This window comes from Paenibacillus xylanexedens (assembly GCF_001908275.1).
In the GTDB taxonomy this organism is placed as follows: domain Bacteria; phylum Bacillota; class Bacilli; order Paenibacillales; family Paenibacillaceae; genus Paenibacillus; species Paenibacillus xylanexedens_A.
Window position 1 is genome coordinate 5,163,976 of the sequence record NZ_CP018620.1, and the last position, 26,016, is coordinate 5,189,991.

The following is a 26,016-nucleotide window of genomic DNA, read 5'->3' on the forward strand; positions in this document are numbered from 1 at the left end:
CCTTCCCGCCAAATTCCCCTATGTAATGGCAATTTCCCCAACGTTTCTACATTAACAGTATTTATTGTACAACGGTCTGCATCATCCTGGCAAATCCATTGCTATCCTCAGAACCCGACCTGTCATTCATATGCAGTCATTTTCACGTTCATGACTTCATTTTGAGCCTTTTTGTTAACCCTTGCTTATACAGACGCTCGACATACTGAAAAGGTTACAAAAATGTGATATTTATTTGATCTAAGGTATCCCTAAAAATAGGAGTTATTATCCTGAATTACCGAAAGATATAATTAATTCAAACAATTTTACTGAAAGTGTTGACAAAATGAAAACGTATACATATAATAAGGGTACAGTATGGTTTCTCTCCACTCCTATCCAATAACTGTATTGCTCCACGTGAGCAATGGCCGCTTTTGTAAGCGGTCTTTTTTTTGCCTTTAAAAAGATGTTTATATGTTAATATTTATATAATCCCTACATAAAACCCTCTTTGATCTGTGACTGAAAATCAAATAAGAACTCCAATATAACCTCACAAAAAAGAGGGCTTTCGCCCTCTTTCTCGTCTTATATCCACACTTGATAGCCTAAGGAATCCAATAACGTCTTGGCTCGTTCCATATCTTCTTCCTGACGGAAAGACAGACGCATAATGCCCGGCACATCCACCCGGTTTTCGATAATCTCCAAGTTGCTCAAGTTGATATCATTCGCCCCAAGCTCAGTTGCGATCTTACCGATCATACCCGGTGCATCCTGGACATCAGTATATAGATCAAATAACGGCGAAATCATACCTTTGCGTCGTTCTGGTAATATACTGCGGAACTCGCGGGCCTGACGGAATGCCTCCTCTATGCCTTCACCGTTCTTATGCTCCAGCATATCCGTAAAGGCCGTCATCTGGCTATTCCAGTCCTTAAGCAAGCCCAGCAGTACATCACGGTTGCTAAGCAAGATATCTCTCCACACAATCGCATCACTGGACGCAATCCGGGTAATATCCCGAAAACCACCTGCAGCCAGCATTTTATACAGTGGATTCGACTCATTATATTCACGCACCTGATTCACCAGTGCAACAGCAATAACATGTGGCAGATGACTAATCGCCCCCACGATGTCATCGTGCAGCAGAGGCTCCACACGCACGATCTGTGCCCGCGTATACGCAAGCAGCTCAGACAACCTGCTGTAGGCTTCCTCAGGTACATGTTCTGAAGGGGTTAAGACATAGTATGCATTCTCAAACAACACAGCTGAGGCCGCATCTACGCCTGCACGCTCCGACCCTGCCATAGGATGACCACCAATGAAATAAGCGTCAGTCAACCGCACATGCTCGGCACAAGCGGCAATGGAAGCTTTAGTGCTTCCTACGTCCGTGATGATACATCCTTTTTTCAATGGCAGCTTGGAGAGCTTTTCGAAATAGGATTCTAGCAAACCTACGGGAACGCACAAAAAAATAAAGTCGGCATCCTCTACCGCTTCTTCCAGAGAGAGCGTAGCATCATCCACTACACCGCTCGCTATGTACTTGTCCTTCAGTTCATCCAAGTGGGCGTAGCCCATCACGGTTACACCTGGCTTGCCTTTGAAGCAGAGCGCCAGTGAACCGCCGATGAGTCCTACACCAATCATTGCAATTTTTAGTTTCATGGGTCCTCACTCTTTCATCGCCAGTATTAAGGGCGTGCTACCGCCTTCTCAGCCAGCGTGTTCTCCAGTGCCGTGACAAATGCACGGTTCTGTTCTGATGTTCCGACGGACACACGAATGTAAGTTGGGTATACGTGGAATCCTGAGCGAACGATAATGCCTTGTTTGAGCAAGGATTGGAACGCAATTGCCGAAGGCATATTCAGGTCAACCATAATGAAATTACCCTGTGAAGGGAAATACGACAATCCGAGCCGTATAAATTCATTTTGAAGGTAATCCCGATCCGTTGCATTCCGCTTCGAGCACTCTTGAACAAAATCCTGATCCAGTAGTGCAGCTTTTGCCGCAACCTGTCCAAAACGGGAGGTGTTAAACGGTTCACGTACACGGTTAATCAAATCAATAATTTCGGGACGTGCAATACCATATCCGATCCGAAGCGAAGCCAAACCGTAAATTTTGGAGAATGTCCGCAGTATGACCAAGTTCGGATACCGTTCGATCAATGGTACACTTTGCGGGTATGCTTCATCGGTTACGAATTCATAATAAGCTTCGTCCAGTATGACCATCACATGAGCAGGCACACGGTCCATAAAGGCTGTAAGTTCCTGCTCGGAGATAATCGTACCTGTCGGATTATTTGGATTACACACCCATACTGCTTTGGTTTTGTCGTTAATTTGCGCCAGCATCGCGCTCAGATCATGCGTGCCATCTTTCAGAGGCACTTCGATGGACACGGCACCCTCAATATCTGCATTGCTTTTATATACAGAAAATGTCTGATCTGCCATAATGTTCTCATCACCCGGCAAGAAGAAAGCTCTCGTGATCAAAGCAATAATCTCATCGGAACCACAACCAAATATTAAGTTGTTCCGTTCAACGCCAAGATGCTTGGCAAGAACTCCCGTCAGCTCAACCGAGCTACCGTCTGGGTATATGCTTATATTAGTCATTTCTTTCGTAATGGCTTCCAGAGCGGCAGGAGAACTGCCGTACGGGTTTTCGTTGGAGGCCAGCTTGATGACTTGTTCAAGCCCCAGTTCACGTTTCACTTCTTCAATCGGTTTGCCCGGCTGGTACACAGGCAGATTGACAATCTGGGATTTCGGTTTCAACCCGACCGCCTCCTGTTATTGAAATAATGTTAGACACGAATCAGCGTGCACCTTACGTGTCCAAAAGATGTCTTTTCAGGACATATCTATCCCTTTAATTGTGCCACAAAGTTGCGAATTTGCAACAGTCCCGCTGCACGCGTATCCGGATTTTCAAGCAGAGGAATCGCATCTTCCACTTGACGAACAATGGCACTACCTACAACAACGCCATCGCAGATGCGGGAGAAATGTGCCACCTGCTCATGACTGGAGATACCAAAACCTACTGCTACAGGGAGGTCTGTCAGGCTTTTCACCGTCTCAATGAAGCTCTCTACGCCATCAAAGAAAGAAGCTCTCTCTCCGGTTACCCCAAGAGAAGATACACAATAGATAAAGCCACTCGCTCCCGTTACAATCCGCTCAATCCGGGCATTAGATGTAGGTGCAACAAGCGGCACCAGATGCACACCAGCACGATTTGCGCGTTCTCGCATCTCTTCCGCTTCCTCAATTGGCAGGTCCGGAATGATCATGCCACTAATATCGTGTTTGACCAATTCATCAAAGAATACATCCAGTCCTGTCTGCAATACCGGATTATAATAGGTGAACAGTACAAACGGCAGTTTCACACCTGCCTTACGAGCTTTTGCAGCGGTTTCCATAACAGTACGAATGGTAATCTGGCTTTTCAGCGCACGTTCGGAAGCACGCTGAATGACTGGGCCATCTGCAAGCGGATCGGAATAGGGAACACCCAGTTCCAAAATATCCGCTCCAGCCTGTTCAAGCTCCTTAATGATATCAATCGTTGTGTCCACATCCGGGTCTCCCACGGTTAAAAATGGAATAAGTGCCGTACGATTCTGTTCCTTCAATTGCTGGAAGGTCTGGTCCATCAGATTCATCCCAAGTCACCTCCCGTGTATTTCATGATCGATTCAACATCCTTGTCTCCACGTCCCGACAGACAAATGACTACAATATCATCTGCTGTAAGTTCAGGCGCCAGTTTGACAACTTGGGCAACCGCATGTGCAGACTCCAGAGCAGGAATGATTCCCTCCGTCCGACATAGGAGTTGCAGGGCATCCAGTGCTTCCTGATCCGTGATCGGTACATATTTTGCCCGTTCAATATCCTTAAGATAGGAATGCTCTGGACCAACACCCGGATAATCAAGTCCAGCCGAGATGGAATGCGCTGGCTGAACCTGCCCATACTCATCCTGCAACAGGTAACTCATAGATCCCTGGAATACACCATGCGTACCTTTGGTCATTGTCGCAGCGTGATACTCGGTTTCGACCCCTTTGCCTGCGGCTTCAACACCAACAAGCTTCACATCCTGATCACCGATAAATGGATAGAACATACCGATCGCATTACTTCCTCCACCAACAGCGGCTACAATTACATCCGGCAAACGCCCTTCGATCTCCTGAATCTGACGACGGGTCTCATCACCAATCACACGTTGGAAATTTCGCACCATCATCGGATATGGATGAGGACCAACCACTGATCCGAGCACATAGAATGTATCCTCCACATTGCTGACCCAGTAACGAAGTGCTTCATTACCAGCATCCTTCAGTGTCCGTGTTCCGGACGTCACCGGAATCACTTCTGCTCCGAGCAGCTTCATCCGAAATACGTTTAACTGCTGACGCTCTGTATCTTCTTCGCCCATAAATACTTTGCATTCCAATCCAAGTAATGCGGCTACGGTTGCCGTTGCAACGCCATGTTGACCTGCACCTGTTTCGGCAATAACTTTCTTTTTGCCCATCCGTTTGGCTAACAATCCTTGTCCAATGGCGTTGTTAATTTTGTGCGCGCCTGTATGATTGAGATCTTCACGTTTCAGATAAATTTTCGGTCCGCCCAATCGGCGTGACAATTGCTCTGCATGATACAATGGCGTTTCACGTCCAGAATACTCGCTTAGCAGATAGTTCAGTTCCTTGTTGAATTCCTCATCTTTAGAGAAGTGGCTATATGCCTCCTCCAACTCTATGAGTGCGTTCATTAGTGTCTCAGGTACAAAGCGGCCTCCGAAGTGACCGAAACGCCCGTGTTGATCCGGCAATTGATGTGTCATGCCTGCTTCACCCTTTCTACGAATGCTGTAATTTTGGCAATATCCTTCACACCTTCTGTCTCCACGCCGCTGGATACATCGACGCCGAAAGGTGCATATGTCTGTATTAGTTGTTGTACATTGTCCGGCTGCAAACCTCCTGCAACGAACAGAGCAATTTCACGACTTTTCGCCCATTCAGCATAGGCAGGGATTCGCTCCCAGGCAAACGTTTTCCCGGAGCCCCCTCCATATAGAGGATCATGGGTATCAAGCAATATCGCATCCACGAATTTATCGTAACTATCAAGATCCCTTATGGCTGCATCATCAGCTTCCGGTCCCGTTTCTTCTTTGGGAAAAGAAAAAACTTTGAACACTTTGGCATTCCACCGCTGCTTCACCTGCTGGCAAAATTCCGCAGTCTCCTGTCCATGCAGCTGAATAACATCCAAGTGAGCAATCTCCATAATGTGTTCCAGCTCTTCGATCGTAGGATTCACAAATACACCCGCAAGCTTCGGCCGATCATAGGTAGACCATTCGAACAACACCGTTCTTAATGCAGCGGCCTGCTCGGGTTCGATTCGGCGGCGTGATTTGGCAAAAACAACACCAATGTAATCCACAGGCAAGTTTATCATCGATTTTAGCACTTCAACGTCCTGAAGTCCACATATTTTTACGGCCGCTGGCAGCGGGTTTCTCAGTTCTGACATACTGTCGCCTGTGCCATCTTGTATGGAAGTATTCATCATTTGGGTCCCATTAAATCATATACAGCCGCCTCGACATCATCCTTGCGCATGAGATGCTCACCTACGAGAATACCATGAACACCGGCCTGGATCAGAGGTACGGTTGATTCTGGTCCGTCAATACCACTTTCGCTAATCAAGGTAACGCCACTTGGAATCAATTCCATCAAATCCAGTGTCGTGTTCAGACTGGTTTCGAATGTTTTCAAATTACGATTATTGATACCCACTAGTGTTGCCTGCGGAATCTCCAATACATGCTCCAATTCTGTTCGATCATGGACTTCAATCAAAGCGTCCAGCCCCAAACTTTTGGCAAATTCCAGATATTGACGAATCTGTTCAGGTGTCAGAATGCTGGCAATCAGCAGTATCGCATCCGCACCCAGTAATCTTGCCTCAGCAATCTGTCGTTCATCTATAATAAAATCCTTGCGTAACAGCGGAATGTTCACCGCCTGATGAATCGCCTGCAAGTACTCGTTGCTGCCTTGAAAATACGACACATCCGTTAATACGGAGATGCAGTCTGCACCCGCTCGCTCATAAGCAGCAGCAATCTCTACCGGATGAAAATCCGGACGAATTAACCCTTTGGATGGCGAAGCCTTCTTCACTTCAGCAATAAGGCCGAGTTTGCGATTGCGTCCGCTTGATAGTGCTTGTTCAAACCCCCGGGTTGCGGGTAGTTGTTCGATTTGTTGGATAGCTTCATCCATGTTAAATGTTTGTGCCAGAACTTCAACTTCTTTATGTTTGGTTGCAACGATTCGATCAAGATACATGACTGTACGCCTCCGTTGTATGAATTAACTGTTCAAGCTTCCCGGCAGCTTTGCCCGAATCTACCGCTTCTGCGGCAAGTGTCACCCCTTCAGCAATGCTATCTGCAAGACCGGATACATAGATGCACGCTCCGGCATTCAACAGAACGACATCACGATAGGCACTCTGCTCACCCTGGAAGATCCTCTTAATAATTTCGGCATTCTGTGCCGCATCTCCTCCAAGTACCGCTTCAAGCGGATGCAGAGACAAACCCATATCACGTGGATCAATATCATAGGTGTGCACTTCACCATTGCGAAGTTCAGATACCTGAGTCGGTGCCGAGATACTGATTTCATCCAGACCATCATGGCTGGCCACGACCAACGCTCTTTTGAGACCAAGACGATTCAGTACTTCAGCAATCATCGGCGTCCGGGAACGATCATACAGGCCAAGTAATTGGCGATCTGCTCCCGCAGGATTCGTTAACGGTCCGAGCATATTGAAAATGGTACGAACCCCCAGCTCTTTTCTTGGTCCTGCCGCATGTCGCATGGAAGGGTGATATACCTGGGCAAAACAGAAGCAGATTCCGATATCATCCAGACATTGTCTGGCCTGCTCCCCGTTCAGATGGATATTTACACCGAGTGCCTCTAATACATCTGCACTACCCGCTTTGCCTGAAGCTGAACGGTTGCCATGTTTGGCGACCCGAACCGAGACGGCCGAAGCAATGATCGCGGATGCTGTGGAAATGTTGAATTTGTGAATACCCGATCCACCTGTCCCACAAGTGTCCAGCAATCCGCTGCCATCCGTTAGAATTCGTCCGCCCTGACCACGCATGGCTTCAGCAAAACCGGTGATCTCATCTACCGTTTCACCCTTCATCCGTAGCGCCATCAGCAAACCTCCGATTTGAGCCGGCGTTGCCTCACCTCTCATGATCGAGTACATCAACTCTCTTGCTTCGGCTTGCTCCAGATGGCTGCCCTCTAGAATTTTCGCCAGGCCATTTTTCATGCCTTCCTCACGAGTAATCTCAGCAATAGGGGTTATAGGGTTCTCATTCATTATTGGGTTTATGTTCATCTCCGGTCTCTCCTCTCTCAGTTCTTAGCGGCCGCTGGTGTGACAAAGTAGTCTGCATTCGCCAGTCTCAACGTGCTGTCCTTTTCTTTGGCAGGAAACATTGCTTCTGCTGTTCGAATCGCCTTGAGCAATGCTTTAGCTTTGTTAACCGTTTCCTCATATTCATTCTCAGGCACAGAATCCCATACGATTCCCGCTCCGGCCTGTACATACGCTTTTCCTTTTTTAAAAATAATCGTACGAATCGTAATACAGGAGTCCATGTTACCCGAGAAACCAAGGTATCCGATTGCTCCTGCATAAGCTCCACGTGCCTCTTTCTCCAGTTCCGCGATAATCTCCATTGCACGCAGTTTCGGTGCTCCGGATACAGTACCCGCTGGCAAGCAAGAGAGGAATGCATCGAAGAAATCCTTATCTTCTCTAAGCTCGCCCGTAACGTTGGATACCATGTGCATAACGTGAGAATACCGTTCAATCTCCATGAACATGTCACACTTCACACTGCCGAAGCTGGATACCCGGCCCAGATCGTTACGACCCAGATCAACCAGCATCAGATGCTCCGCGCGTTCCTTCTCATCCTGGAGCAGATCAGCAGCGAGTGCACGATCTTCCGCTTCTGTTGCCCCCCTTGGACGTGTACCTGCAATCGGTCGTGTCTCAACACGATTCCCGTCCACCTTGACCAGCGCTTCAGGCGAAGTACCCACGATAATCTCATCATCCATTTTGAGGTAGTACATATAAGGTGATGGATTCAGGGTCCGAAGCACACGATACACGTGAAGCGGAGAAACTTCCGTATCAATGTGAAAACGCTGGGATAATACCACTTGAAAAATATCACCTGCGCGAATGTAATCTTTGGCTTGCTCCACATTACCGATAAACTGCTCTTTCGTGAGATTGGAGCGAATATCCCCCAGTTCCACGTCTCCCGGAATGGAACGCGGATTCAGGTTCTCCCCTGGTCCTTGCTGCTGCAAACGTTCTGCGGCCTGCTCCAGCTTCTCCGAAGTCACTGCATACGCTTGACGTATCTCGTCATCCGTTGCACCGTCCTTGACGTGTACATTACCAACGAGCAGCATCTGCTGCTTCACATGGTCAAACACGATAATCTGGTCACAGAACATAAAGCGAATGTCATCCATATTCAGGTCATCCAGCGCGTGAGCTGGAAGTTTCTCATAATAGGACAGCAGATCATATCCGAAGAAACCAATTGCCCCACCTGTGAATGGTGGCAGTTCATCATCTTTTGGACTGCGGTACTTACGCAGCAGTGCTTTCAGTTCTTCGATCGGTTTGCCTGGCAATTCACGAGTTTTCCCTGCTTCTTCTACAACGATTCGACCCTTCTTGGCCGAAATCATCAGGAACGGATCTGTACCGATGAACGAGTATCTCGCCCATTGGATCCCCCCCTCTACACTTTCCAACAGGAATGCCCGGTCGTTGTCAGCATAACGGCGGAATATTCGAATCGGAGTCTCCATATCTGCCAGAATCCGTTTGACTACCGGAATCAGATTATACTCATTCGACATTTTCAGTACTTGATTAACGTTTGGCGTTATCATCAGATCACGTCCTTTCAGATTTAGGTAAGTTCAACTAAAGAGGTTTACACTGAGCACTCCGATGACAGAACAACCTTCCGATCGCTGTTATCCCCAGATTTTTTTGATTCCCTTTCTAAAGGGAAAATCCGGTGATAGCGTATGCTTCCGATGTAGCTTTCTTTCAGAAAGCTTTTAGGCGAACGCTTCGCTTCTTCACGTTATTTCTGTCCTCTTCGTTTTTGTGTAAAAGTTTAGTTGAACTTATAGGGGGAGAAGAAACAATTCAATGTACAAAAAAACCTCTACCATCAGGTAGAGGTTTGGTTATAAGCTGTATTTAACAGGGTGATGCTTCATAAATAACAAGTCCCTATACTTCGCTGTCGGATTATTCACAGGTCGCTGAATTGATGCATCTCACATCATCCAAATCGGGAAAATAAATTAGTTATAACACTTCAACTACTCATTCCAATATTACGTAAAATATAGGAGAGTGCATTGATTGTGTTTGTACCAAAATATATCAAAACAAAAGATGTCCTATGACACGTTTGTTTTCCCTGTTCCTGTTACCTATTCCGTAGCACGACGTACCGTGAATCAGTTGACCGGTTTCTGTTGCCCCGGTTACCACCCACTGGACTCTGCTATATACTCCACTAGCTCAGCTGCTCTCAGCTCAATCTCTACTCTACTCAACTGGTTCTCACTATACATCATTATGATCGGTTTGACAACCCACTATTTAAGAGCCAGAAGGTGTTGCCAAATCCGGACGTAATGCCTGTGCACCGTTCAGATACACATGGTTGATTTCATTCTGAGCTTTGTTTGTATTCACATGCACCATGAAACGAATGCACTGCGCCAAGGCACCTTTAACAGGAACCTCCAGTGCACACATTAGTGGTACGAGTTCCCAACCATCCAGTTGACGAATAGCTTTTGCCGGGAAAGCAGCATCCAGATCCCCAGTTAACGTAATCCACACACTGCAGATATCTTCCGGTTGGATCTCATTGCGATCCACGATCTCCTGCAACAATACAGCCGTTTCCTTCAAAATCTGTTCTTCGTTGTTCTGCGTGACTGTTGTAGCCCCGCGAATTCCCCGTGTGACCATTGCTGTCATTCTCCCTTCCTGAGCATTTCAATGACGTCCCGAACTTCCGACACAGGTACGTCCTTCACAATTCTTGCAGCCCCAATCCGATCAGGAATGATAAACACCATATGACCTTCACGGAACTTTTTGTCATGCATCATCGCTTCCATTAATGCATCCGTGTCGAGATGCGCAGGCATCGTTGTTGGAAGGCGAAGTGAACGCAGCATGCGGACCGTATCTTCATAGAGCCCTGCTGGCGCACCAAGCTTCTCACCAAGCAATGCTGATCCAGCCATACCGATCGAGATCGCTTCTCCGTGCAGGAATTCTCCATAACCGGCAATCGCTTCAATGGCATGACCAATCGTATGTCCCAGGTTCAACAACGCACGTTCTCCATTTTCACGTTCGTCTCTGGATACAATCTCTGCCTTAATACCACAACCGCGCTCCAAGCCGTATCCCAATGCTTCCGGATTAAGCGCAAGCAACTCCTCCGCATGCTCCTCACACCAATGTGCAAAAGCCTCATCACGGATCAGCCCGTGCTTCAGCATCTCTGACAACCCTGCCGATACATCTCGTGGCGGCAAGGATTGAAGTGTGTCCACATCATAGAGCACTAGCTCGGGCTGGTGGAATGCACCAATCATATTTTTGGCCAGCGGATGATTGACAGCCACCTTGCCGCCTACACTGCTGTCATGCGCCAAAATCGTTGTAGGTACTTGAACAAACTTGATTCCACGCATATATGTAGCGGCAACAAAACCAGCCAGATCACCTACGACACCACCACCTAAGGCCAGAATCGCAGAACTCCGATCCAGTTTGCCTTCGATCGCAACGGTCATCATATCCTGGTACACCGAAAGGGATTTCGATGTTTCACCAGAGGGTACAACCGCCGATACGACTGTATAACCAGCCGTACGCAGCGTTTGCTCCAAACCTGACAAGTATTTGGGAGCCACATTTTCATCTGTAATGATGAGTAACGGACTTTTTTTGGTTAAGCCATATTGCTCAAAATATTGAGGGGCTTGTGCCAATAGGCCGCTACCAATCAGAATCGGATATGAGCGTTCCTCCAACTGTACCGTCAGCTGACGCATATTAGTAATTCTCCAGTTGAGCGTTATAGCTAGCAACATTGGCACGGATCTCTTCCATGGAATCCCCGCCGAATTTCTCCAGGAATGCTTTGGCAATTTCCCACGCTACAACATGCTCCATCACGACACTCGCTGCTGGTACAGCACAAGCGTCTGAGCGCTCAACCTGAGCCGTAAATGCTTCTTTTGTATCAATATCGACACTTTGCAGTGGCTTATACAACGTTGGGATCGGCTTCATCACACCACGTACAACCACTGGCATACCGTTTGTCATACCACCTTCGAATCCACCCAGACGGTTGGTTGCCCGGTGGTAGCCGCGCTCATCCGTATGCATGATTTCATCATGCACCTGTGATCCCCGAATGACTCCGGCTTCGAATCCGATACCAATCTCTACACCTTTGAATGCATTAATGGACATTACGCCTTGAGCGATTCGTGCATCCAGCTTGCGATCGTATTGAACATAACTACCAAGACCAATAGGTACACCTTCAACGATACATTCCACGATTCCTCCGATGGAATCGCCTTCTTGTTTAATCTGGTCGATGTAGGCTTCCATCTTCTTCTCTGTCTCAGCATCCGTAACACGTACAGAGGAAGCTTCTGTCACTGCGATCAATTCATCAATCGGAAGGTCCTGATACGGAGCTTCGATCTCTCCAATACGAAGTACACGTCCAGCTACCTTGATTCCGAATTCAGCCAGGAATTGACGTGCAATGGCACCACATGCCACACGTACCGTTGTCTCACGCGCACTGGAGCGCTCCAGTACGTTACGCAAGTCTTTGAGATTATACTTGAGTCCACCGTTCAAGTCAGCGTGTCCAGGACGAGGACGATGAACGCGACGTTTCTCTTCGTCACTGCCTTCAATAGGCTCAATATTCATAATATTCTGCCAATGTTTCCAGTCATTATTTTGAACAACCAGCGCTACCGGAGCACCTGTTGTATATCCATGACGGATACCACCAACGAAATTCGCCTGATCTTTCTCGATCTGCATCCGGCGTCCACGGCCATATCCCTTTTGACGGCGGTGAAGCTGGAAATTCAGTTCTTCAAAATCAATCGTCAAATTACTTGGCAATCCTTCAATAATAGCGGTCAATTGGGGTCCGTGCGTCTCCCCTGCGGTTAAATAGCGTAAACTCATAATACGTTCCCCCTTTAAACTGTTAAACTTCACATTGCTAAAATCCCATAATTTCTTTGCTTATTATAGTATAGCTGACCGGCTTTGACAAGAAAGTCGGCTCTTTCTTGTACTTGGTTATACAAATAACCGCCTGAAGCACATGTACATGTGCTTCAGACGGCTGAACAACCAGTATCGTTATTTTTTTCGATAGAAGAATGTCTCTGCTGTCTCCAGACCATATTGTCCCGGGGAGAAGATCTGCTCCGTACTGCCCACAAACAAAATACCGCCTGGACGCAAACTTGCTGCAAATTTGTGATACAACAGGTTTTTGGCTTCCTCGGTAAAATAGATCATGACATTTCGGCACACAATCAGATCGTACCCATCGTCAAAACGGTCCACGAGCAAATTTTGTTTCATGAACTTGATCGAATTTTTGAGTTGCTCATCAATACGGTATACCAAGCCATCCTGCTTGAAGTAACGGTTCGCCGTTTCCTTTGGCACATCCTTAAGCGAGCGTTCCATATAACGCCCTTCCTTGGCTTTGGCCAATGCACCTTCATCCAGATCACTTGCCGTAATGGAGCTCTCCTTCAAAATGCCCATCGTGTCCAGAATCATGGCGAGTGTATAAGGTTCTTCACCTGTCGAACAGGCTGCACTCCAAACTTTAGCACGACGCTTGGACCCCAGCAGTTCAGGCAGAATCTCGTCTCGCAGCACTTCCCAACGATTGGGATTACGCCAGAATTCCGACACGTTAATCGTCATACGATCAAGGAACTCGTAAAACAATGATTTATCTTTCTGCATAGCTTCAAAAAAGTTAGAAAATGTATGAAACCCGTTTTTGTTGCGAAGTGTGGTCAGCCTTCTTTTCATCTGGCCTTCCTTGTATTGAGCAAGATCAATGCCTGTGCTCTCTTTGATTTTACGAATGAATCCGGTGTAATCCGGGTCTAGTAGTTGTTCTTGCTCCAGCATCGTGTATCACCCTTTTGGCTAATAATTACAACCAGGCTGCGATGCTCTTGTCGTATACCACCAGTTCATCTGAAGCAAAGAAATTTGCTGCTTCACGGGAAGCACTTTCCGGTGAATCTGCCCCATGAATCAGATTATGTGGTGTGTGGCTGGCGAAGTCTCCGCGAATGGTACCCGGAGCCGCTTCCTTCACATTGGTTTTTCCGATGACGATGCGCGCAAGCGCCACAATATCGTCGCCTTCCCACACCATGGCAAATACAGGCCCAGATGTGATAAAACGAACCAGATCATCGAAAAATGGTTTACCCTCATGTTCAGCATAATGGCGTTTTGCCTGATCCTCAGACATCTGCACCAATTTGCCTGCCACCAACTTAAATCCTTTGTCTTCCAGACGGCTAATAATTCGACCGATCAATCCACGCTGCACACCATCCGGCTTCACCATCAAAAATGTACGATCCATCAGCTCACTCCTCACTCACGGTTCAAAGTTAATCACTATGTAAACGCAATCCCTCTGATTGTAACATACATGTCCAAATCCTCCCAATGAGGAATCTCACAGTTCTGTTCAACTTTGGGTATGAGTAATCTGAGAGTCGAAGGTCATACATTGTTTAATGCGTACGTTTAACCACAAAATGAGCGATATCACGCAGGTTTTTGGTCGTCTTGATGTTAGGTAGCTGATCGAGAGCATCGAGCGCTTTCTTCATATATCGGTCAGCAAGGGCTTCAGCTTTAGCAATTCCTTGACTTTGGCGAATCATTCCAATTGCATCCGATGCACTTGCCCGTCCTTCTTCATGCTGGACACGGGAAATCTCCTTAAGCAAAGGTTCCCGCAGATCGGATTCTTCCAAGGCATAAAGTACAGGAAGAGTGATATTTCCTTGCTTCATGTCACTGCCAGGTGGCTTGCCAAGTTGTTTCTCAGTACCTACCAGATCAAGTACATCATCTTGAATCTGGAAAGCCATCCCCACATTGTATCCGTAAGTATACAACAGGGAAGATACATGCTCAGGCGCACGTGTAGCCAATGCCCCCAACTGACAGCTAACCGCAATCAGAAGTGCTGTTTTGCGGCGAATCCGCAGCAGATAGTTACGAACACTTTGTCCCGTATTGAAAAAGTCGCGAATTTGCTCCATCTCACCAATGGACATCTGTACCATAGCTTTGGCAAGGATACGATGAATCGCTGGATCGGATAATCCGGCAGTCATTTCAAGTGCCTTACCGTAGATATAGTCTCCAGTGTACATGGCAATCCGGTTATCCCATTTTGACTTCACCGTGGGTTTGCCACGGCGTGTCTCCGCATTATCAATGACATCATCATGAACGAGGGATGCCGAATGGATGAGTTCCAGCGGAACCGCAACCAGCTTCAGACGTTCAATGTCGTATGTACCAAATTTCCCACCAAGTAACACAAAAACGGGCCGCAACCGTTTTCCTCCTGCTTTGAGCAAATGAAGTGACGTTTCACTCAACAGCTTCTGTTCTCCTCGAACACTGCGATACAACTCTTTCTCAATGTAATCCATGTCCTTTTTTAACAACCCGAAAATATCCAATAGTTTCATTCGTTCACCCGTATCAGCGTATTGTCAGTCCATAAATTCATGCTTACCTTCCCCTCCAGCAAGTCGGACCTGCAGGCATTACGAAAAACCCGGCTTACCGTTCTTGCTTGTGTTGTTCTATAAGGTAATCTAACGTGTTTTTCTTCACCGAATGTCATAGCCGACACCCGAAAATTAAACTCTGCGACTTGTTCTGAAACAAAATACAGAAGTTGCCGGAGCATGGGTCAAGACTGTGGTTCATGAAGACTCACCATCAGTGCTCACCAATACCCCGGGATTCGGGGGACAAATAAACCGAGCAACACTTTGGCAAAAAACAGCCTTGTATCGAACTCAGTCGTTATCCCCGTTCATCCGGTTCTCCCCATCTTGTAAACAGTTGATGTGGGATGCGCAAGCTATCCAGCACTTTCCCCACCAAAAACAGAATCAACTCATCCATAGTCTGAGGTTTGTAATAAAAAGCAGGCATAGCCGGTATCATTCGTACACCAAGACGAGAAAGCTTCAGCATGTTCTCCAGATGGATTGCATGAAGAGGCGTCTCACGTGGTACGAGGATCAATGTTCTTCCCTCTTTCATCATAACATCGGCTGCGCGAGACATCAGATTATCCGATGATCCCTGCGCGATGGACGAAAGAGTTCCCATCGAACATGGCATGATAATCATGCCGTCGGCCAGATAAGAACCACTTGCAATGGAGGCCCCTATATCACTCACAGGATGATAGATCAGAGAACCGGCACGGTTGCCGAATTTTTCTTCCAGCACCGCGTCCCGATTCGTCACATCCCAGTCCAATTCTTCTTTCAGTACACGCCACCCTGCATTGGATATGACCAGATGAACGTTATATTCCAAATCAAGCAGCGTTTCAATTAATCGAATGCCATATATGCTGCCACTCGCTCCGGTAATTCCGACAACCAGTCGTTTATTGTCCGGCTGCTTCACCATTTATTTCACCGCCAGATCAATCAGAGTGAACGTAAATACAATTAAACTAAGCAAACTGTTCATGGTAAAAAACGCCGTTTGAACACGGCTCATATCATTAGGCGATACAATATAGTGTTGATAGAACAGAATTCCATACGTCACCAACATGCCTGCGCCATACCACCAGCTCAGATCTGTCATCAACAATAACGCAAGAAAACCAATTGCAGTAATCACATGGAAGAACTTAGCGATCTGCAAGGATTTAACCAGGCCAAAACGGGAAGGTATGGAGTGAAGACCCTCTCCCTGATCGAATTCCAGATCCTGACATGCATAGATAATATCAAAGCCCGCTGTCCAGAACACAATCGTAACGTACAGCACAATCGCTGTCCAATCCATCGTTCCTGTTACAGCTACCCAGCCACCAAGTGGTGCCAAACCAATCGTCATTCCGAGAACAATGTGGCATAACCATGTGAATCGTTTGGTGTACGAATACAGTACCAACATAAACACAGCAATAGGCAACAGCTGCATCGATAATACATTAAGATTGGATGAGGCCCAGAATAACAATATAAATGAGATAATGACAAATATAACAACTTCCCCATTTTTCAACAGTCCTGCCGGGATGGCTCTCATCGCGGTACGCGGGTTTTTGCTATCAATCGCTTGGTCAATAATTCGGTTCAAACCAAAAGCCGCACTACGTGCGCCGACCATCGCAAGCAATACCCACATGATCTGCATCCAGCTTGGGAAGGTATCATTCACTACCATGGAGCCGAGGATCGCCCCCATAAATGCAAAAGGTAAAGCAAAAAGCGTGTGTTCAATCTTGATCATTTCTAAAAAGATGCGAATTTTCCTAAACATGCTGATTCTCCTTGGTTCCAATATGCAGTGCCGCGATACCTCCGGTCAGAGGGTAGGCCTGCACTTGTTGTAATCCAGTTTCTGCAAAAATGTCTGCCAGTTCCTGCCTTCCCGGGAAAATGGCCAGTGAGTCCGGTAGCCATTTGTACTGCTCAAAACTTTTAGCAAACACTTTGGCAAGATTCGGTAAAACCTTCTCAAAATAAAAATAATAAATGCCTTTGAACGGCTGCCATGTTGGCTTGGACAATTCCAGGCACACAACCATACCACCCGGTTTGACCACACGTTTCATTTCAGACAACACTTGTCTGAGATCAGGTACATTACGCAACCCAAACCCGATCGTCACATAATCAAACGAATTGTCTTCAAAAGGAAGTGACATGGCATTTCCCTGTGTCAGGGTAATCTGCTTTTGACGTTGCACTGCATTGATCTTTGTCTGGCCAACCTCCAGCATGTTGCTACTAAAATCAAGTCCATGCATGTGCCCCGTTTCACTTGCCTCTGCCATAGCAAGAGTCCAGTCACATGTGCCGCAACACAAATCAAGACCGGTATCGCCTTTGGACATATTCATCTTTTTCATGGTGAATTTACGCCAAGCCTTATGCCTGCGGAAACTTAGAATATCATTCATGACATCATATTTTCCGGCTATACTCTGAAAAACCGAATGGACATATTCTTCTTTCGGTTTGGTCTCTCCGCTCCCCATTCGTCTGTCTCCCCCTCAATCTTCCCTTACTGCCGCATGTGAAGGCTGCAAATATGCCAAGTAAGGCTCTAGAATTGCATGTATCTCATGTAAGCCCATCCGCCCTTCCTCGTCTTGCAACAACAGTTGAATGCGGTGTGTACACTCGCGAAGCTTGTCCAGCAAAACCTCGCCAACCCTATGCTTCAGCACCATAGCGTTCCATGCACGTGCATCCGGTTCAGACTGACGCAACACACTGCGCTCATCGTCATTACCATGCTCGTATATGTGCCAGTATGCATAGCTGTGAAGATATTGTTTTGCGTCATTCATCCGCTTCAGTTCTTCCACGATCGTTTCGCAGGAGCTGAATTCGGTCAACAGGCTGTTCCATAATGACTCTTCGTTATGTTGAATCATGCCTGTAAATGAAAGAAACAGCTGCATCCTCAGCTGTACCGTTTCACGCAAGTATTCGTCAGCCGAAACGAGAAGCTTCTTCATCCGTTCATACAGCGTCATCTTGCGTGCGTTCACTCCGGATACAGCACCACTGAGTTTGCCAATCATTTCAATTCTGCCCGCTTGGGCAAGCAATTGATAAAAACGGCTACTTAAATAATCCCCGGCGAGTACATTCAACTGGCGTGAACGCATCTCCTGCTCTCTCCGCTCACCGGAAATGGTATCGATTCGATCATGCGTATCCATGGCCAACTGAACGAGCGAAGTTGCAAGAGCATATAACTCTTGATGCACCTTTTCGTCTGTGCGGCCCACAAATACCTGCAACAGACGTGCCCGGCTATCCGGAAATGATGGGATTTCCGTATGTTGTCGAATCATGTCGTAATCCGTATATTTCTTTGCTAGTTGGGGTACGCGATATGAATTCATTCTCAGCCTCCGAGCCTTAACATTGTTAAACCATTTCTGCACTACAATCTTATATATTATAGCATATGTTGAACGGGCACGCACTGAATCCTGCTATTCTATTACCCCTGACTTGTCATTTCGAATTGCTTCTTCCAGAGTTCGGTCTCCATCAAATGAAACCAGTCCTTCAATTCATCTGAAAAGGCCGCACTTTTCCAGTTCCGTAATGTTTCAATCGCATACAGAGGCCACTCTCCACGCCGAATATCAGCAGCAAGTAACAGATGTCGTTTATGCATCCATTCATCTTCTGCCATCACACGTAGCAGCACCTGATCCACGTTATCCAGACTCCGAAAGCCCAGATCCGCCACAGCTGCCATGTTCTCATAGATTTCAGTGTAACTTGTACCCGTTCCTTTAACTTTGAGGTCCAGTGTCAAAATGGACTGTTTCCATTCCACTCTTGCAATGGGGGTAGATAGTTGCATGGAGCTTAGAACATCAACCAGATTATCATTCGTTAGCTGACCTGGATGATGTGATGCAGAGACAGGTTGTACGTTTTCCCCGCCCAATGTACGCATATGTAAGGTTTGTATCGCAACAAGCAGAAAGACCGCCGCAACCGTTGCCAGGATTGAAGCAGTAACAATCATCCGCGGTTTCATATACGCCTCCCTGCCTTTACCTGTTAGTGTAGTCTGTCCGGTAAAGGCTCATACCTCATTGTACAATGAAAAAAAGCAGGCTATGCCTGCAATCTTCATTTGATTGTATTCAATCTGTCCATTACTCCGATTCAATCTGTCCATGCTTGGTAATCAGCGTGGCTTTGCCCCGGATTTTAATAGCTGAAGTATGGGTGGTAAATTGGGCAAACATCACTTCACCTTTGTCCAATTTCTCGGTGTGGTGAAAACGTGTATCCTGACCTCGGGTTAATCCGATCACCTGGACACCATTTTCCTCTGCCTTAATTACAATATAATCATTGCCGGTTGGATGATCCATCACGCATGTCCCCTTCTTTAGTTCGATAGCGTTAATGATGATTAAGATTGTTTCATTTGTCAACCTGCGCCTTATACGAATGAACCGTAAGAATCAGCTACCCTCGGGTCACACTACAGTTGTACAGCCACAGAAAGGAGAATCTGCATGAAGTACACCCCTGCCGCACTTACAGACGAGCATATTCATCAGTTAAAAGAAATCGAACAGCATCTGTCTGCAGTTGCTGGCGAAGAACTGATTCTGGTTGCTTATACCGGGCAACCGGAGGATCCTGAGCACTCGGATAGCCGCAAGAATCATCGTTAAAGGGCAAAAGAAAAGGCCGTGAACAAGTCACGGTCTTTTTGTCGACATATGGAATATGTAGAAATCTTATTTAATTCCGTCTTTGAGCGCTTTACCTGGTTTGAATGCAGGAATTTTGCTCGCAGGAATTTCGATTTCTTCACCTGTTTGCGGGTTGCGTCCTTTACGTGCAGAGCGCTCGCGAACTTCGAAGTTCCCAAAACCAACCAATTGTACTTTATCTCCGCTTTGAAGAGCCTCAGAGATTGCTTCGAATACGGCATCAACCGCTTTCGTTACATCTTTCTTGGACAATTCAGTCGCTTCAGATACGTGTGTAATCAAGTCTGATTTGTTCATTTGTTTTTCACCTCCTGTATCAATGTCCTGAATGTTATACTGTGTTTCCGTTTTATAGCGAAATATACGTTCATACGCAAAAAATCTACGTACATCTTGAGCGATGAACACAAATCTCCGCCTGCGGTCAACAGTCATTTTCGGCAGAATGTCGTCTGAAACCACGGGCATTTCAGACGCCGAACAAATTTCATACTAATACAGACAGCCCACAATTTCAAGTCCGGTTGCGGTTTAAGACGTAAAATGTAACCGCCAGGGCAAGCACGAGAACCCCACCTTTTACAATATCATGTGTGAAATACTGTACGTTCATCATCGTTAAACCGTTCACAAGTACACCAATCAGAACCGAACCAATGAAGGTTCCAATGACATTGGGTTTACCCGCACCAAACACAGAGAAACCGACAAATACTGCAGCTACGGATTCCATTAACAACGGTGAACCCGCATCAATTTGCCCGGATCCTACTTTGGAGGCATAGATGATACCCCCGATTGCTGCAAACACTCCAGCGGCTACATAGGCCAGTGTACGCACCTTTTTCACCTTGATTCCAGACAACCGTGCAGCTTCCTCATTACCACCTGTAATGTACATCTGGCGACCATATTTCGTATACGTCAAAAAGATATGCACACCTATTACCGCAATAAGTAGCATGATAACTGATATCGGCATACCAAGCCATTTACCCTGCCCTATAAGCAGGAATGTCAGGTCCATCTCTCCAGCAGCTTTGCTCCCATCAGGGAACTGCATGTGATTGTAAATGGTATATCCCTGTGCATACGTTTTGTGAATACCACCGATGATGTACATCGTGGCAAGGGTTGCCAGCAAATCCGGAATACGCAATTTTACAATTAGCAAAGCGTTCAGTAAACCAATAACAGCGCCGATAATCAATGGCACGATAATGACGATCGCAAGTGGTTGTTGATACCAAATCATTAACGAAGCAGTAACAACGGTAGTTAATGAGACAGTCGCCCCAACCGAGAGATCAAATCCATCAACAATGAGAGATAACGTAACACCGATCGCTACAAACGTAACGATAGAGATCGAGCCCAAAATATCGGTCAAGTTACTGTACGTAAAGAAATAAGGCAATTTAATGCCGAAAAATGCGATAACACCTATGATGACTATAATCGCCCCGTAACGGAACGCAAAATCCAGTGATTTATCCTTCATGATTGCACCTCTTGTCCACCGCTTGCATAGTATAGCAGCTGTTCTTGGTTAGTCTCGCCTCGTTTGAACTCTTTTACGATAACACCCTCACACATGACAGCGATTCGGTCACCAATTCCCATGCCTTCATCCAGTTCACAGGTGAAATAGATTACACCCTTGCCCGCCAAAGCCAGTTCATTAATGATGCGGAAAATGTCACTTTTTGCCCCAATATCTACGCCTTTGGTTGGCTCATCAAATATAAATACATCCGCATCCGCATTAAGCCATTTACCAATGGCTACCTTCTGCTGATTACCACCGCTTAGATATTTCACTTCCTGTTTCACGGACGATGTTTTAATTCCAAGCTGTTTCACCAATGACTCTGCGTTTAGACGTTCCCGCTTACGGCTTACGAAACCTAATGTACTAAGACGACTTAGCAAAGGAAGACTTAAATTCCGTTCCACGTTCTCCTGAATCAGGATTCCTTGTTTACGTCGCTCCTCCGGTACAGAAACAATCCCCAGAGCCGCCGCATCCGCAGGCTGAGACAGGCGGAGATTACGGTTGTTAAGCCGGATCTCGCCTCCCTCCAGCCGATCTGCACCAATCAGCAAACGAGAGCTTTCCGTTTTACCCGCGCCTACCAGACCCACCACAGCGAGGACCTCACCTCGGCTTACAGAGAGGTTAACACCTTTAACCTTCACTCCACGACGAAGCCCACGCGCCTCCAACAGCAGTTCCCCCACGGGTGCTTCCGTCTTCGGAAACTCTTCTTCGAATGGTTTGCCCAGCATCTGTGTAACCAAATCGTTGATCGTCAGTCCCTTTGCTTCACCGGTAAATACATGTTGTCCATCTCTCATAACCGTAACGCGATCACAGTGACCCGTCACTTCAGCAAGACGATGGGTAATGAAAATACAGGCTACGCCCCGATCCTTCAGGAGATGAACAATCCGGAAAAATGCATCCGTTTCTTCCTGACTCAGCGGTGCAGTCGGTTCATCAAAAATGATGACTTTGGCATCCTGAATCAAAATCCGTGCCAGCAAAATCATCTGTTTTTCTGCAAGCGTCAGATCGGCCACTTTTTGGTGAACGGATATGTCCGCCCCTAATTGCTTCAATGCCTCAACCGCACGCTGTTGCAGTTTTCGTGGACTTTTCCACCAACCCCCGGCAGATGAAGCCAGCTGATCCAACATGATGTTCTCCGCAGCCGTCAGCTGTGGCACCAGTGCAGCATCCACTTCCTGATAGACACAGTGAATCCCACTTGCCTTCGCGTCTCCCGGAGAACTCAAGTGAAGCGCTTGTCCACTTAACTGAATCGTACCCTGATCCAATGGATAGGCACCGGACAAAATTTTCATTAACGTGCTTTTACCGGCACCATTGGCACCCAGCAGCGCATGAATCTCCCCACCTTTTACAGAGAAATCCACATCCTTCAGTGCAGGAATACCTGAAAACTGCTTGTGGATATGTTCCATTTGAAGCAGAATCGGTGCAGTGCTCATGATGTTAACCTCCAATCGTTCCCATACGGGAGTATCCCTTTTTCATCCAGACTACACATATCTTCATTATGGTTAAAAAAGCGCGCCTTGCGGCGCGCTTCCCATACGCTGCTTATTTAGCAGTAATTCCGTATTCGCTCATCCAGTCCTTGATTCCTTGTGTGCTGCCACCCCAACCTTCAACGAACTCAGACAGCTCCGAAGTGGAGATTTGTTTATCTGGCAGAGCTTCACGTTGAACATAGACCGGGTTAAGAACAACTGCATCTTCTGTCTCGTCCCCGTTCAATTTCTGATAAGCATAACGTACCTGGACGCGACCAATATCTGTTGGATCAACAGCAGCTGAAGCTACCCAAGGATTTTTCGGGTCCTGAATCATTTGCAGGTCCTCGTCACTCATATCGATACCATACACTTTGATCTCATCACGTCCAGCTTGTTGAATCGCACGCGCTGCACCTTTTGCGAACTCATCCCATGCAGTCCATACAGCTGTAATTTCACCTTTTGGATATTGCTTGAGAATAGCTTCCATTTTGGCTTGTGTATCCAGCGCCGGATTCTGTGCAGAACCGAATGTTGCTATTTCCTTGATGTCCGGATTGGCTTTCATGAATTCACCGTATGCAATCTGACGGCGTTCCATCGGTGCGAAACCAGCTACCCATACTTTGACAATATTACCTTGTCCATTGATATCTTTTTTCATTTGCTCCAGCGTCAGTTCAGCCATCTTCTGGTCATCCTGCGACAGGACTGTAGCTCCTGGAACACTAATAGCTGCGTCAAACACGACCACTGGAATATTCTGTTCTACTGCCTTCTTCACGCCTGGCTCTAATAGCGAATCCCCGTGATCCGTGAGAATGGCATCAAATTTCTGGTTAATTGCGCTATCAAGCAAGGATACCATCTTTGCTTTGTCGTTATCGGCAACAAACGTTGTCAGTTCTCCACCGAATTTTTCGATTTCTTCTTTTACACCTTGTACATATTGCTGCGAGAAAGTACCTGTATTAAACTCCATAATAAGTGCGATCCGCTTGCCGCTTAGAGGGCCTGTAACTGCTTCCGTTTTTGGTGTATCATCTGATGCACCCGAAGCCGGAGTGGCTGCCGGTTCTTTTTTGATTCCGCAAGCGGACAGCGCCAATGTAAATACTAATAACACACTCAACCATAGCCATTTTGTCTCTCTTCTTTTCATCTCTGTATCCCCCTGTCCAATCTCTGTGATCTCGATCACAATAGTTGAATATTAATATAACGGCTAATCCCCAGTATGTAAATGGGTTTTAGCAATTTAAAGCTAAAACTCGCTAAGTTTTTTCGAAAGTACTATTCTTCCTATCCATTTCATCCAAAAAAAAGAAATCACGTAAAAAAGACCGCGAGGGGATGCCCCCTTACGGTCTTTTGATGTCTTACAGAATGATAGCGATCAAGCCGCCCGAACCTTCGTTAATGATTCTTCCCAGCGTCTCTTGCAATTTGTATCTTGCATTATCCGGCATCATGGCAATTTTGCCCTGAATCCCCTCTCGCACAATGGAGTGCAGCGAACGACCAAACATGTCTGAATCCCATACCTTGATCGGGTCGTTCTCGAAATCCTGCATCAGGTATCTCACCAGTTCCTCACTTTGTTTCTCCGTACCGATGATTGGAGCGAACTCCGATTCCACATCAACCCGGATCATGTGAATGGACGGTGCTGTTGCTTTCAGACGTACGCCAAATTTGGTGCCCTGACGAATGAGCTCAGGTTCATCCAGAGCCATCTCGGCAAGAGATGGAGCAGCAATGCCGTATCCGGTCGTTTTGACCATCTCCAGCGCTTCTGCGAAGCGGTCATATTCTCTCTTCGCATGCGAGAATTCCTGCATCAATTGCAGCAGATGATCCTTACCGCGAATCTCGATGCCAACCACTTCCACGAGAATCTGATCATACAGTTCATCCGGCGCGTACAGGTCAATTTCGGCTACACCCTGCCCCATATTCATGCCACTCAGGCCTGCGCGATCAATGAATTCATATTCCATGAACTGAGCGACAACCCGATCCACGTCACGAAGTCTGCGAATATCCTTGACGGTATCCCGTACGGAATTTTCGTAGTTGCTACGCAGCCAGTGAGTCTCATTGAGCACCATAACCCAGCTCGGCAAGTTTACATTCACTTCATGCACAGGGAACTCATAGAGCACTTCACGAAGTACACCCGTCACATCATCTTCCGTCATGGTGGCTGCACTGAGTGTCATCACCGGAATGTCGTATTTGGCAGCAAGCTCACTGCGCAATTGCAGGGCTTCTTCACTGCGAGGGCGAGTGGAGTTGATGACCAGGACAAACGGTTTACCCACTTCTTTTAATTCCGCAATGACCCGTTCTTCAGATTCCACATAGGAACTGCGGGCAATTTCGGCGATTGTGCCGTCTGTTGTTACCACAACACCCAGTGTAGAATGCTCCTGAATGACTTTGCGAGTACCAATCTCGGCGGCTTCCTGGAATGGAATTGGTTCCTCGAACCAAGGCGTGGAGATCATGCGTGGACCATTCTCATCCTCGTATCCCTTGGCTCCTTCCACTGCGTAACCTACACAATCCACCAAACGTACATTGACATCGAGTCCTTCTGCCACCTTGATCTGGACTGCGTTATTTGGTACGAATTTTGGTTCGGTAGTCATGATGGTTTTACCTGCTGCACTCTGTGGAAGTTCATCCACTGCACGGGCACGATCAGCCTCGCTTGCGATGTTAGGCAATACGATCGTTTCCATGAATCGTTTAATAAATGTTGATTTTCCCGTCCGGACTGCGCCGACAACCCCGAGATAAATATCCCCTCCGGTCCGCTCAGCTATGTCCTTAAAAATGTCCACTTTCTCCAATGAAATCCCCTCCCTAAATTACTCCGAAGGAAAAATGCTAAAGAGCATCCGCTTCGTTTTTTCAATCAGAAGACTGAAATCCCTGCAACGGTAGAGCCGCCTTTGTGAGTGCCCGGAAGTCGTCCGCCGCCGAACGTTGCATTCTGATGAAACCGGCGAGAGCGGCGTTAACTCGTACATGCAATTGGACTAGTATCATCTTATGTATCCGTATGCGGCAATATGACGCGTATTTTTGTTTTTTTATCTTAAGGTGATGACATTAGGAGAATCCCCCGATCTCGGACTGCGC

General features: G+C 46.8%; 26 protein-coding genes. 1 reads left to right on the forward strand and 25 read right to left on the reverse strand.

The window, feature by feature from the left end; all coding sequences use genetic code 11:
* Window positions 1-573: 573 nt before the first annotated feature.
* From BS614_RS22490 to mtrB, 20 genes are all read right to left on the reverse strand, one after another.
* Window positions 574-1,668, reverse strand: coding sequence for a prephenate dehydrogenase (locus BS614_RS22490; RefSeq protein ID WP_074095636.1), 1,095 nt, complete (start codon window positions 1,666-1,668; stop codon window positions 574-576).
* A gap of 26 nt (window positions 1,669-1,694) precedes the next feature.
* The gene (gene hisC, locus BS614_RS22495; RefSeq protein WP_074095637.1) at window positions 1,695-2,795 is read right to left on the reverse strand and encodes a histidinol-phosphate transaminase; all 1,101 of its coding nucleotides are present in this window, start codon (window positions 2,793-2,795) and stop codon (window positions 1,695-1,697) included.
* Window positions 2,796-2,881: 86 nt separating this feature from the next.
* Entirely contained in the window at window positions 2,882-3,688 is an 807-nt protein-coding gene (gene trpA, locus BS614_RS22500; RefSeq protein ID WP_074095638.1) for a tryptophan synthase subunit alpha, read from the reverse strand.
* Window positions 3,685-4,884: a tryptophan synthase subunit beta gene (gene trpB / locus BS614_RS22505; protein ID WP_074095639.1), complete on the reverse strand. Its 1,200-nt coding sequence runs from the start codon at window positions 4,882-4,884 to the stop codon at window positions 3,685-3,687. Before trpB ends, trpA begins: the two co-directional genes overlap by 4 nt.
* Window positions 4,881-5,582, reverse strand: a complete 702-nt coding sequence (locus BS614_RS22510) for a phosphoribosylanthranilate isomerase (protein WP_074096961.1) — start codon at window positions 5,580-5,582, stop codon at window positions 4,881-4,883. Before BS614_RS22510 ends, trpB begins: the two co-directional genes overlap by 4 nt.
* Window positions 5,583-5,617: 35 nt before the next feature.
* Complete coding sequence (gene trpC, locus BS614_RS22515) at window positions 5,618-6,406, reverse strand: indole-3-glycerol phosphate synthase TrpC (RefSeq protein WP_074095640.1); 789 nt, start codon at window positions 6,404-6,406, stop codon at window positions 5,618-5,620.
* Window positions 6,396-7,436, reverse strand: a complete 1,041-nt coding sequence (trpD, locus tag BS614_RS22520; protein WP_157116324.1) for an anthranilate phosphoribosyltransferase — start codon at window positions 7,434-7,436, stop codon at window positions 6,396-6,398. Before trpD ends, trpC begins: the two co-directional genes overlap by 11 nt.
* Window positions 7,437-7,504: 68 nt before the next feature.
* A complete protein-coding gene (gene trpE / locus BS614_RS22525; protein WP_036607674.1) occupies window positions 7,505-9,073 on the reverse strand; it encodes an anthranilate synthase component I in 1,569 nt (522 codons plus the stop codon).
* A gap of 730 nt (window positions 9,074-9,803) precedes the next feature.
* On the reverse strand, window positions 9,804-10,181 hold the full coding sequence (gene aroH, locus BS614_RS22530; protein WP_036607677.1) for a chorismate mutase: 378 nt from the start codon (window positions 10,179-10,181) through the stop codon (window positions 9,804-9,806).
* A 5-nt stretch (window positions 10,182-10,186) separates the two neighbouring features.
* Window positions 10,187-11,281, reverse strand: a complete 1,095-nt coding sequence (aroB, locus tag BS614_RS22535; RefSeq protein ID WP_074095641.1) for a 3-dehydroquinate synthase — start codon at window positions 11,279-11,281, stop codon at window positions 10,187-10,189.
* A gap of 1 nt (window position 11,282) precedes the next feature.
* Window positions 11,283-12,452, reverse strand: coding sequence for a chorismate synthase (aroC, locus tag BS614_RS22540; protein ID WP_017687707.1), 1,170 nt, complete (start codon window positions 12,450-12,452; stop codon window positions 11,283-11,285).
* A gap of 180 nt (window positions 12,453-12,632) precedes the next feature.
* Window positions 12,633-13,427, reverse strand: a complete 795-nt coding sequence (locus BS614_RS22545; RefSeq protein WP_074095642.1) for a CheR family methyltransferase — start codon at window positions 13,425-13,427, stop codon at window positions 12,633-12,635.
* A 25-nt stretch (window positions 13,428-13,452) separates the two neighbouring features.
* Complete coding sequence (gene ndk, locus BS614_RS22550) at window positions 13,453-13,896, reverse strand: nucleoside-diphosphate kinase (protein WP_017687704.1); 444 nt, start codon at window positions 13,894-13,896, stop codon at window positions 13,453-13,455.
* A 154-nt stretch (window positions 13,897-14,050) separates the two neighbouring features.
* Window positions 14,051-15,025 carry a polyprenyl synthetase family protein gene (locus BS614_RS22555; protein ID WP_017687703.1) on the reverse strand — a complete coding sequence of 325 codons (975 nt, stop codon included), beginning with the start codon at window positions 15,023-15,025 and terminating at the stop codon, window positions 14,051-14,053.
* A gap of 343 nt (window positions 15,026-15,368) precedes the next feature.
* Window positions 15,369-15,989, reverse strand: coding sequence for a UbiX family flavin prenyltransferase (locus tag BS614_RS22560; RefSeq protein ID WP_074095643.1), 621 nt, complete (start codon window positions 15,987-15,989; stop codon window positions 15,369-15,371).
* Complete coding sequence (locus BS614_RS22565; RefSeq protein WP_047843561.1) at window positions 15,990-16,856, reverse strand: UbiA-like polyprenyltransferase; 867 nt, start codon at window positions 16,854-16,856, stop codon at window positions 15,990-15,992.
* Entirely contained in the window at window positions 16,849-17,577 is a 729-nt protein-coding gene (locus BS614_RS22570) for a demethylmenaquinone methyltransferase (protein ID WP_036607690.1), read from the reverse strand. Before BS614_RS22570 ends, BS614_RS22565 begins: the two co-directional genes overlap by 8 nt.
* 15 nt (window positions 17,578-17,592) lie before the next feature.
* The gene (locus tag BS614_RS22575) at window positions 17,593-18,456 is read right to left on the reverse strand and encodes a heptaprenyl diphosphate synthase component 1 (protein ID WP_074095644.1); all 864 of its coding nucleotides are present in this window, start codon (window positions 18,454-18,456) and stop codon (window positions 17,593-17,595) included.
* A 101-nt stretch (window positions 18,457-18,557) separates the two neighbouring features.
* A complete protein-coding gene (locus tag BS614_RS22580) occupies window positions 18,558-19,109 on the reverse strand; it encodes a hypothetical protein (RefSeq protein ID WP_074095645.1) in 552 nt (183 codons plus the stop codon).
* Window positions 19,110-19,230: 121 nt separating this feature from the next.
* A complete protein-coding gene (mtrB, locus tag BS614_RS22585; protein WP_017687697.1) occupies window positions 19,231-19,452 on the reverse strand; it encodes a trp RNA-binding attenuation protein MtrB in 222 nt (73 codons plus the stop codon).
* Between the two features lie 147 nt (window positions 19,453-19,599).
* On the opposite strand from mtrB, the gene BS614_RS31600 reads away from it, so the two are divergent.
* Complete coding sequence (locus tag BS614_RS31600) at window positions 19,600-19,761, forward strand: hypothetical protein (protein ID WP_157116178.1); 162 nt, start codon at window positions 19,600-19,602, stop codon at window positions 19,759-19,761.
* A 66-nt stretch (window positions 19,762-19,827) separates the two neighbouring features.
* On the opposite strand, the gene BS614_RS22590 is transcribed toward BS614_RS31600, so the two are convergent.
* From BS614_RS22590 to spoIVA, 5 genes are all read right to left on the reverse strand, one after another.
* Window positions 19,828-20,100, reverse strand: coding sequence for an HU family DNA-binding protein (locus tag BS614_RS22590; RefSeq protein WP_024630670.1), 273 nt, complete (start codon window positions 20,098-20,100; stop codon window positions 19,828-19,830).
* 217 nt (window positions 20,101-20,317) lie between these two features.
* Window positions 20,318-21,304, reverse strand: coding sequence for an ABC transporter permease (locus tag BS614_RS22595; protein ID WP_074095646.1), 987 nt, complete (start codon window positions 21,302-21,304; stop codon window positions 20,318-20,320).
* The gene (locus BS614_RS22600) at window positions 21,301-22,818 is read right to left on the reverse strand and encodes a sugar ABC transporter ATP-binding protein (protein WP_074095647.1); all 1,518 of its coding nucleotides are present in this window, start codon (window positions 22,816-22,818) and stop codon (window positions 21,301-21,303) included. The genes BS614_RS22595 and BS614_RS22600 overlap by 4 nt, the downstream gene beginning before the upstream one ends.
* A 112-nt stretch (window positions 22,819-22,930) precedes the next feature.
* Window positions 22,931-24,028 (reverse strand): sugar ABC transporter substrate-binding protein, encoded by a 1,098-nt coding sequence (locus BS614_RS22605; protein WP_074095648.1) that lies wholly within the window; start codon window positions 24,026-24,028, stop codon window positions 22,931-22,933.
* Window positions 24,029-24,245: 217 nt separating this feature from the next.
* Complete coding sequence (spoIVA, locus tag BS614_RS22610; RefSeq protein WP_017687692.1) at window positions 24,246-25,724, reverse strand: stage IV sporulation protein A; 1,479 nt, start codon at window positions 25,722-25,724, stop codon at window positions 24,246-24,248.
* Between the last annotated feature and the right edge of the window lie 292 nt (window positions 25,725-26,016).

Excerpts from the sequence above, each read along its gene's own strand:
- BS614_RS22560 (WP_074095643.1), bottom strand. The coding sequence starts at position 15,989 with ATGGTGAAGCAGCCGGACAATAAACGACTGGTTGTCGGAATTACCGGA.
- BS614_RS22580 (WP_074095645.1), bottom strand. The coding sequence starts at position 19,109 with ATGAAACCGCGGATGATTGTTACTGCTTCAATCCTGGCAACGGTTGCG.
- aroC (WP_017687707.1), bottom strand. The coding sequence starts at position 12,452 with ATGAGTTTACGCTATTTAACCGCAGGGGAGACGCACGGACCCCAATTG.
- BS614_RS22570 (WP_036607690.1), bottom strand. The coding sequence starts at position 17,577 with ATGGGGAGCGGAGAGACCAAACCGAAAGAAGAATATGTCCATTCGGTT.
- trpB (WP_074095639.1), bottom strand. The coding sequence starts at position 4,884 with ATGACACATCAATTGCCGGATCAACACGGGCGTTTCGGTCACTTCGGA.
- BS614_RS22490 (WP_074095636.1), bottom strand. The coding sequence starts at position 1,668 with ATGAAACTAAAAATTGCAATGATTGGTGTAGGACTCATCGGCGGTTCA.
- aroB (WP_074095641.1), bottom strand. The coding sequence starts at position 11,281 with ATGCGTCAGCTGACGGTACAGTTGGAGGAACGCTCATATCCGATTCTG.
- trpC (WP_074095640.1), bottom strand. The coding sequence starts at position 6,406 with ATGTATCTTGATCGAATCGTTGCAACCAAACATAAAGAAGTTGAAGTT.
- BS614_RS22605 (WP_074095648.1), bottom strand. The coding sequence starts at position 24,028 with ATGAAAAGAAGAGAGACAAAATGGCTATGGTTGAGTGTGTTATTAGTA.
- BS614_RS22600 (WP_074095647.1), bottom strand. The coding sequence starts at position 22,818 with ATGAGCACTGCACCGATTCTGCTTCAAATGGAACATATCCACAAGCAG.
- BS614_RS22590 (WP_024630670.1), bottom strand. The coding sequence starts at position 20,100 with ATGAACAAATCAGACTTGATTACACACGTATCTGAAGCGACTGAATTG.
- trpA (WP_074095638.1), bottom strand. The coding sequence starts at position 3,688 with ATGAATCTGATGGACCAGACCTTCCAGCAATTGAAGGAACAGAATCGT.
- BS614_RS31600 (WP_157116178.1), top strand. The coding sequence starts at position 19,600 with ATGAAGTACACCCCTGCCGCACTTACAGACGAGCATATTCATCAGTTA.
- BS614_RS22555 (WP_017687703.1), bottom strand. The coding sequence starts at position 15,025 with ATGAAACTATTGGATATTTTCGGGTTGTTAAAAAAGGACATGGATTAC.
- BS614_RS22565 (WP_047843561.1), bottom strand. The coding sequence starts at position 16,856 with ATGTTTAGGAAAATTCGCATCTTTTTAGAAATGATCAAGATTGAACAC.
- BS614_RS22595 (WP_074095646.1), bottom strand. The coding sequence starts at position 21,304 with ATGAAGGATAAATCACTGGATTTTGCGTTCCGTTACGGGGCGATTATA.
- BS614_RS22575 (WP_074095644.1), bottom strand. The coding sequence starts at position 18,456 with ATGAATTCATATCGCGTACCCCAACTAGCAAAGAAATATACGGATTAC.
- BS614_RS22510 (WP_074096961.1), bottom strand. The coding sequence starts at position 5,582 with ATGTCAGAACTGAGAAACCCGCTGCCAGCGGCCGTAAAAATATGTGGA.
- BS614_RS22545 (WP_074095642.1), bottom strand. The coding sequence starts at position 13,427 with ATGCTGGAGCAAGAACAACTACTAGACCCGGATTACACCGGATTCATT.
- trpE (WP_036607674.1), bottom strand. The coding sequence starts at position 9,073 with ATGATAACGCCAAACGTTAATCAAGTACTGAAAATGTCGAATGAGTAT.
- mtrB (WP_017687697.1), bottom strand. The coding sequence starts at position 19,452 with ATGGATCATCCAACCGGCAATGATTATATTGTAATTAAGGCAGAGGAA.
- aroH (WP_036607677.1), bottom strand. The coding sequence starts at position 10,181 with ATGGTCACACGGGGAATTCGCGGGGCTACAACAGTCACGCAGAACAAC.
- ndk (WP_017687704.1), bottom strand. The coding sequence starts at position 13,896 with ATGGATCGTACATTTTTGATGGTGAAGCCGGATGGTGTGCAGCGTGGA.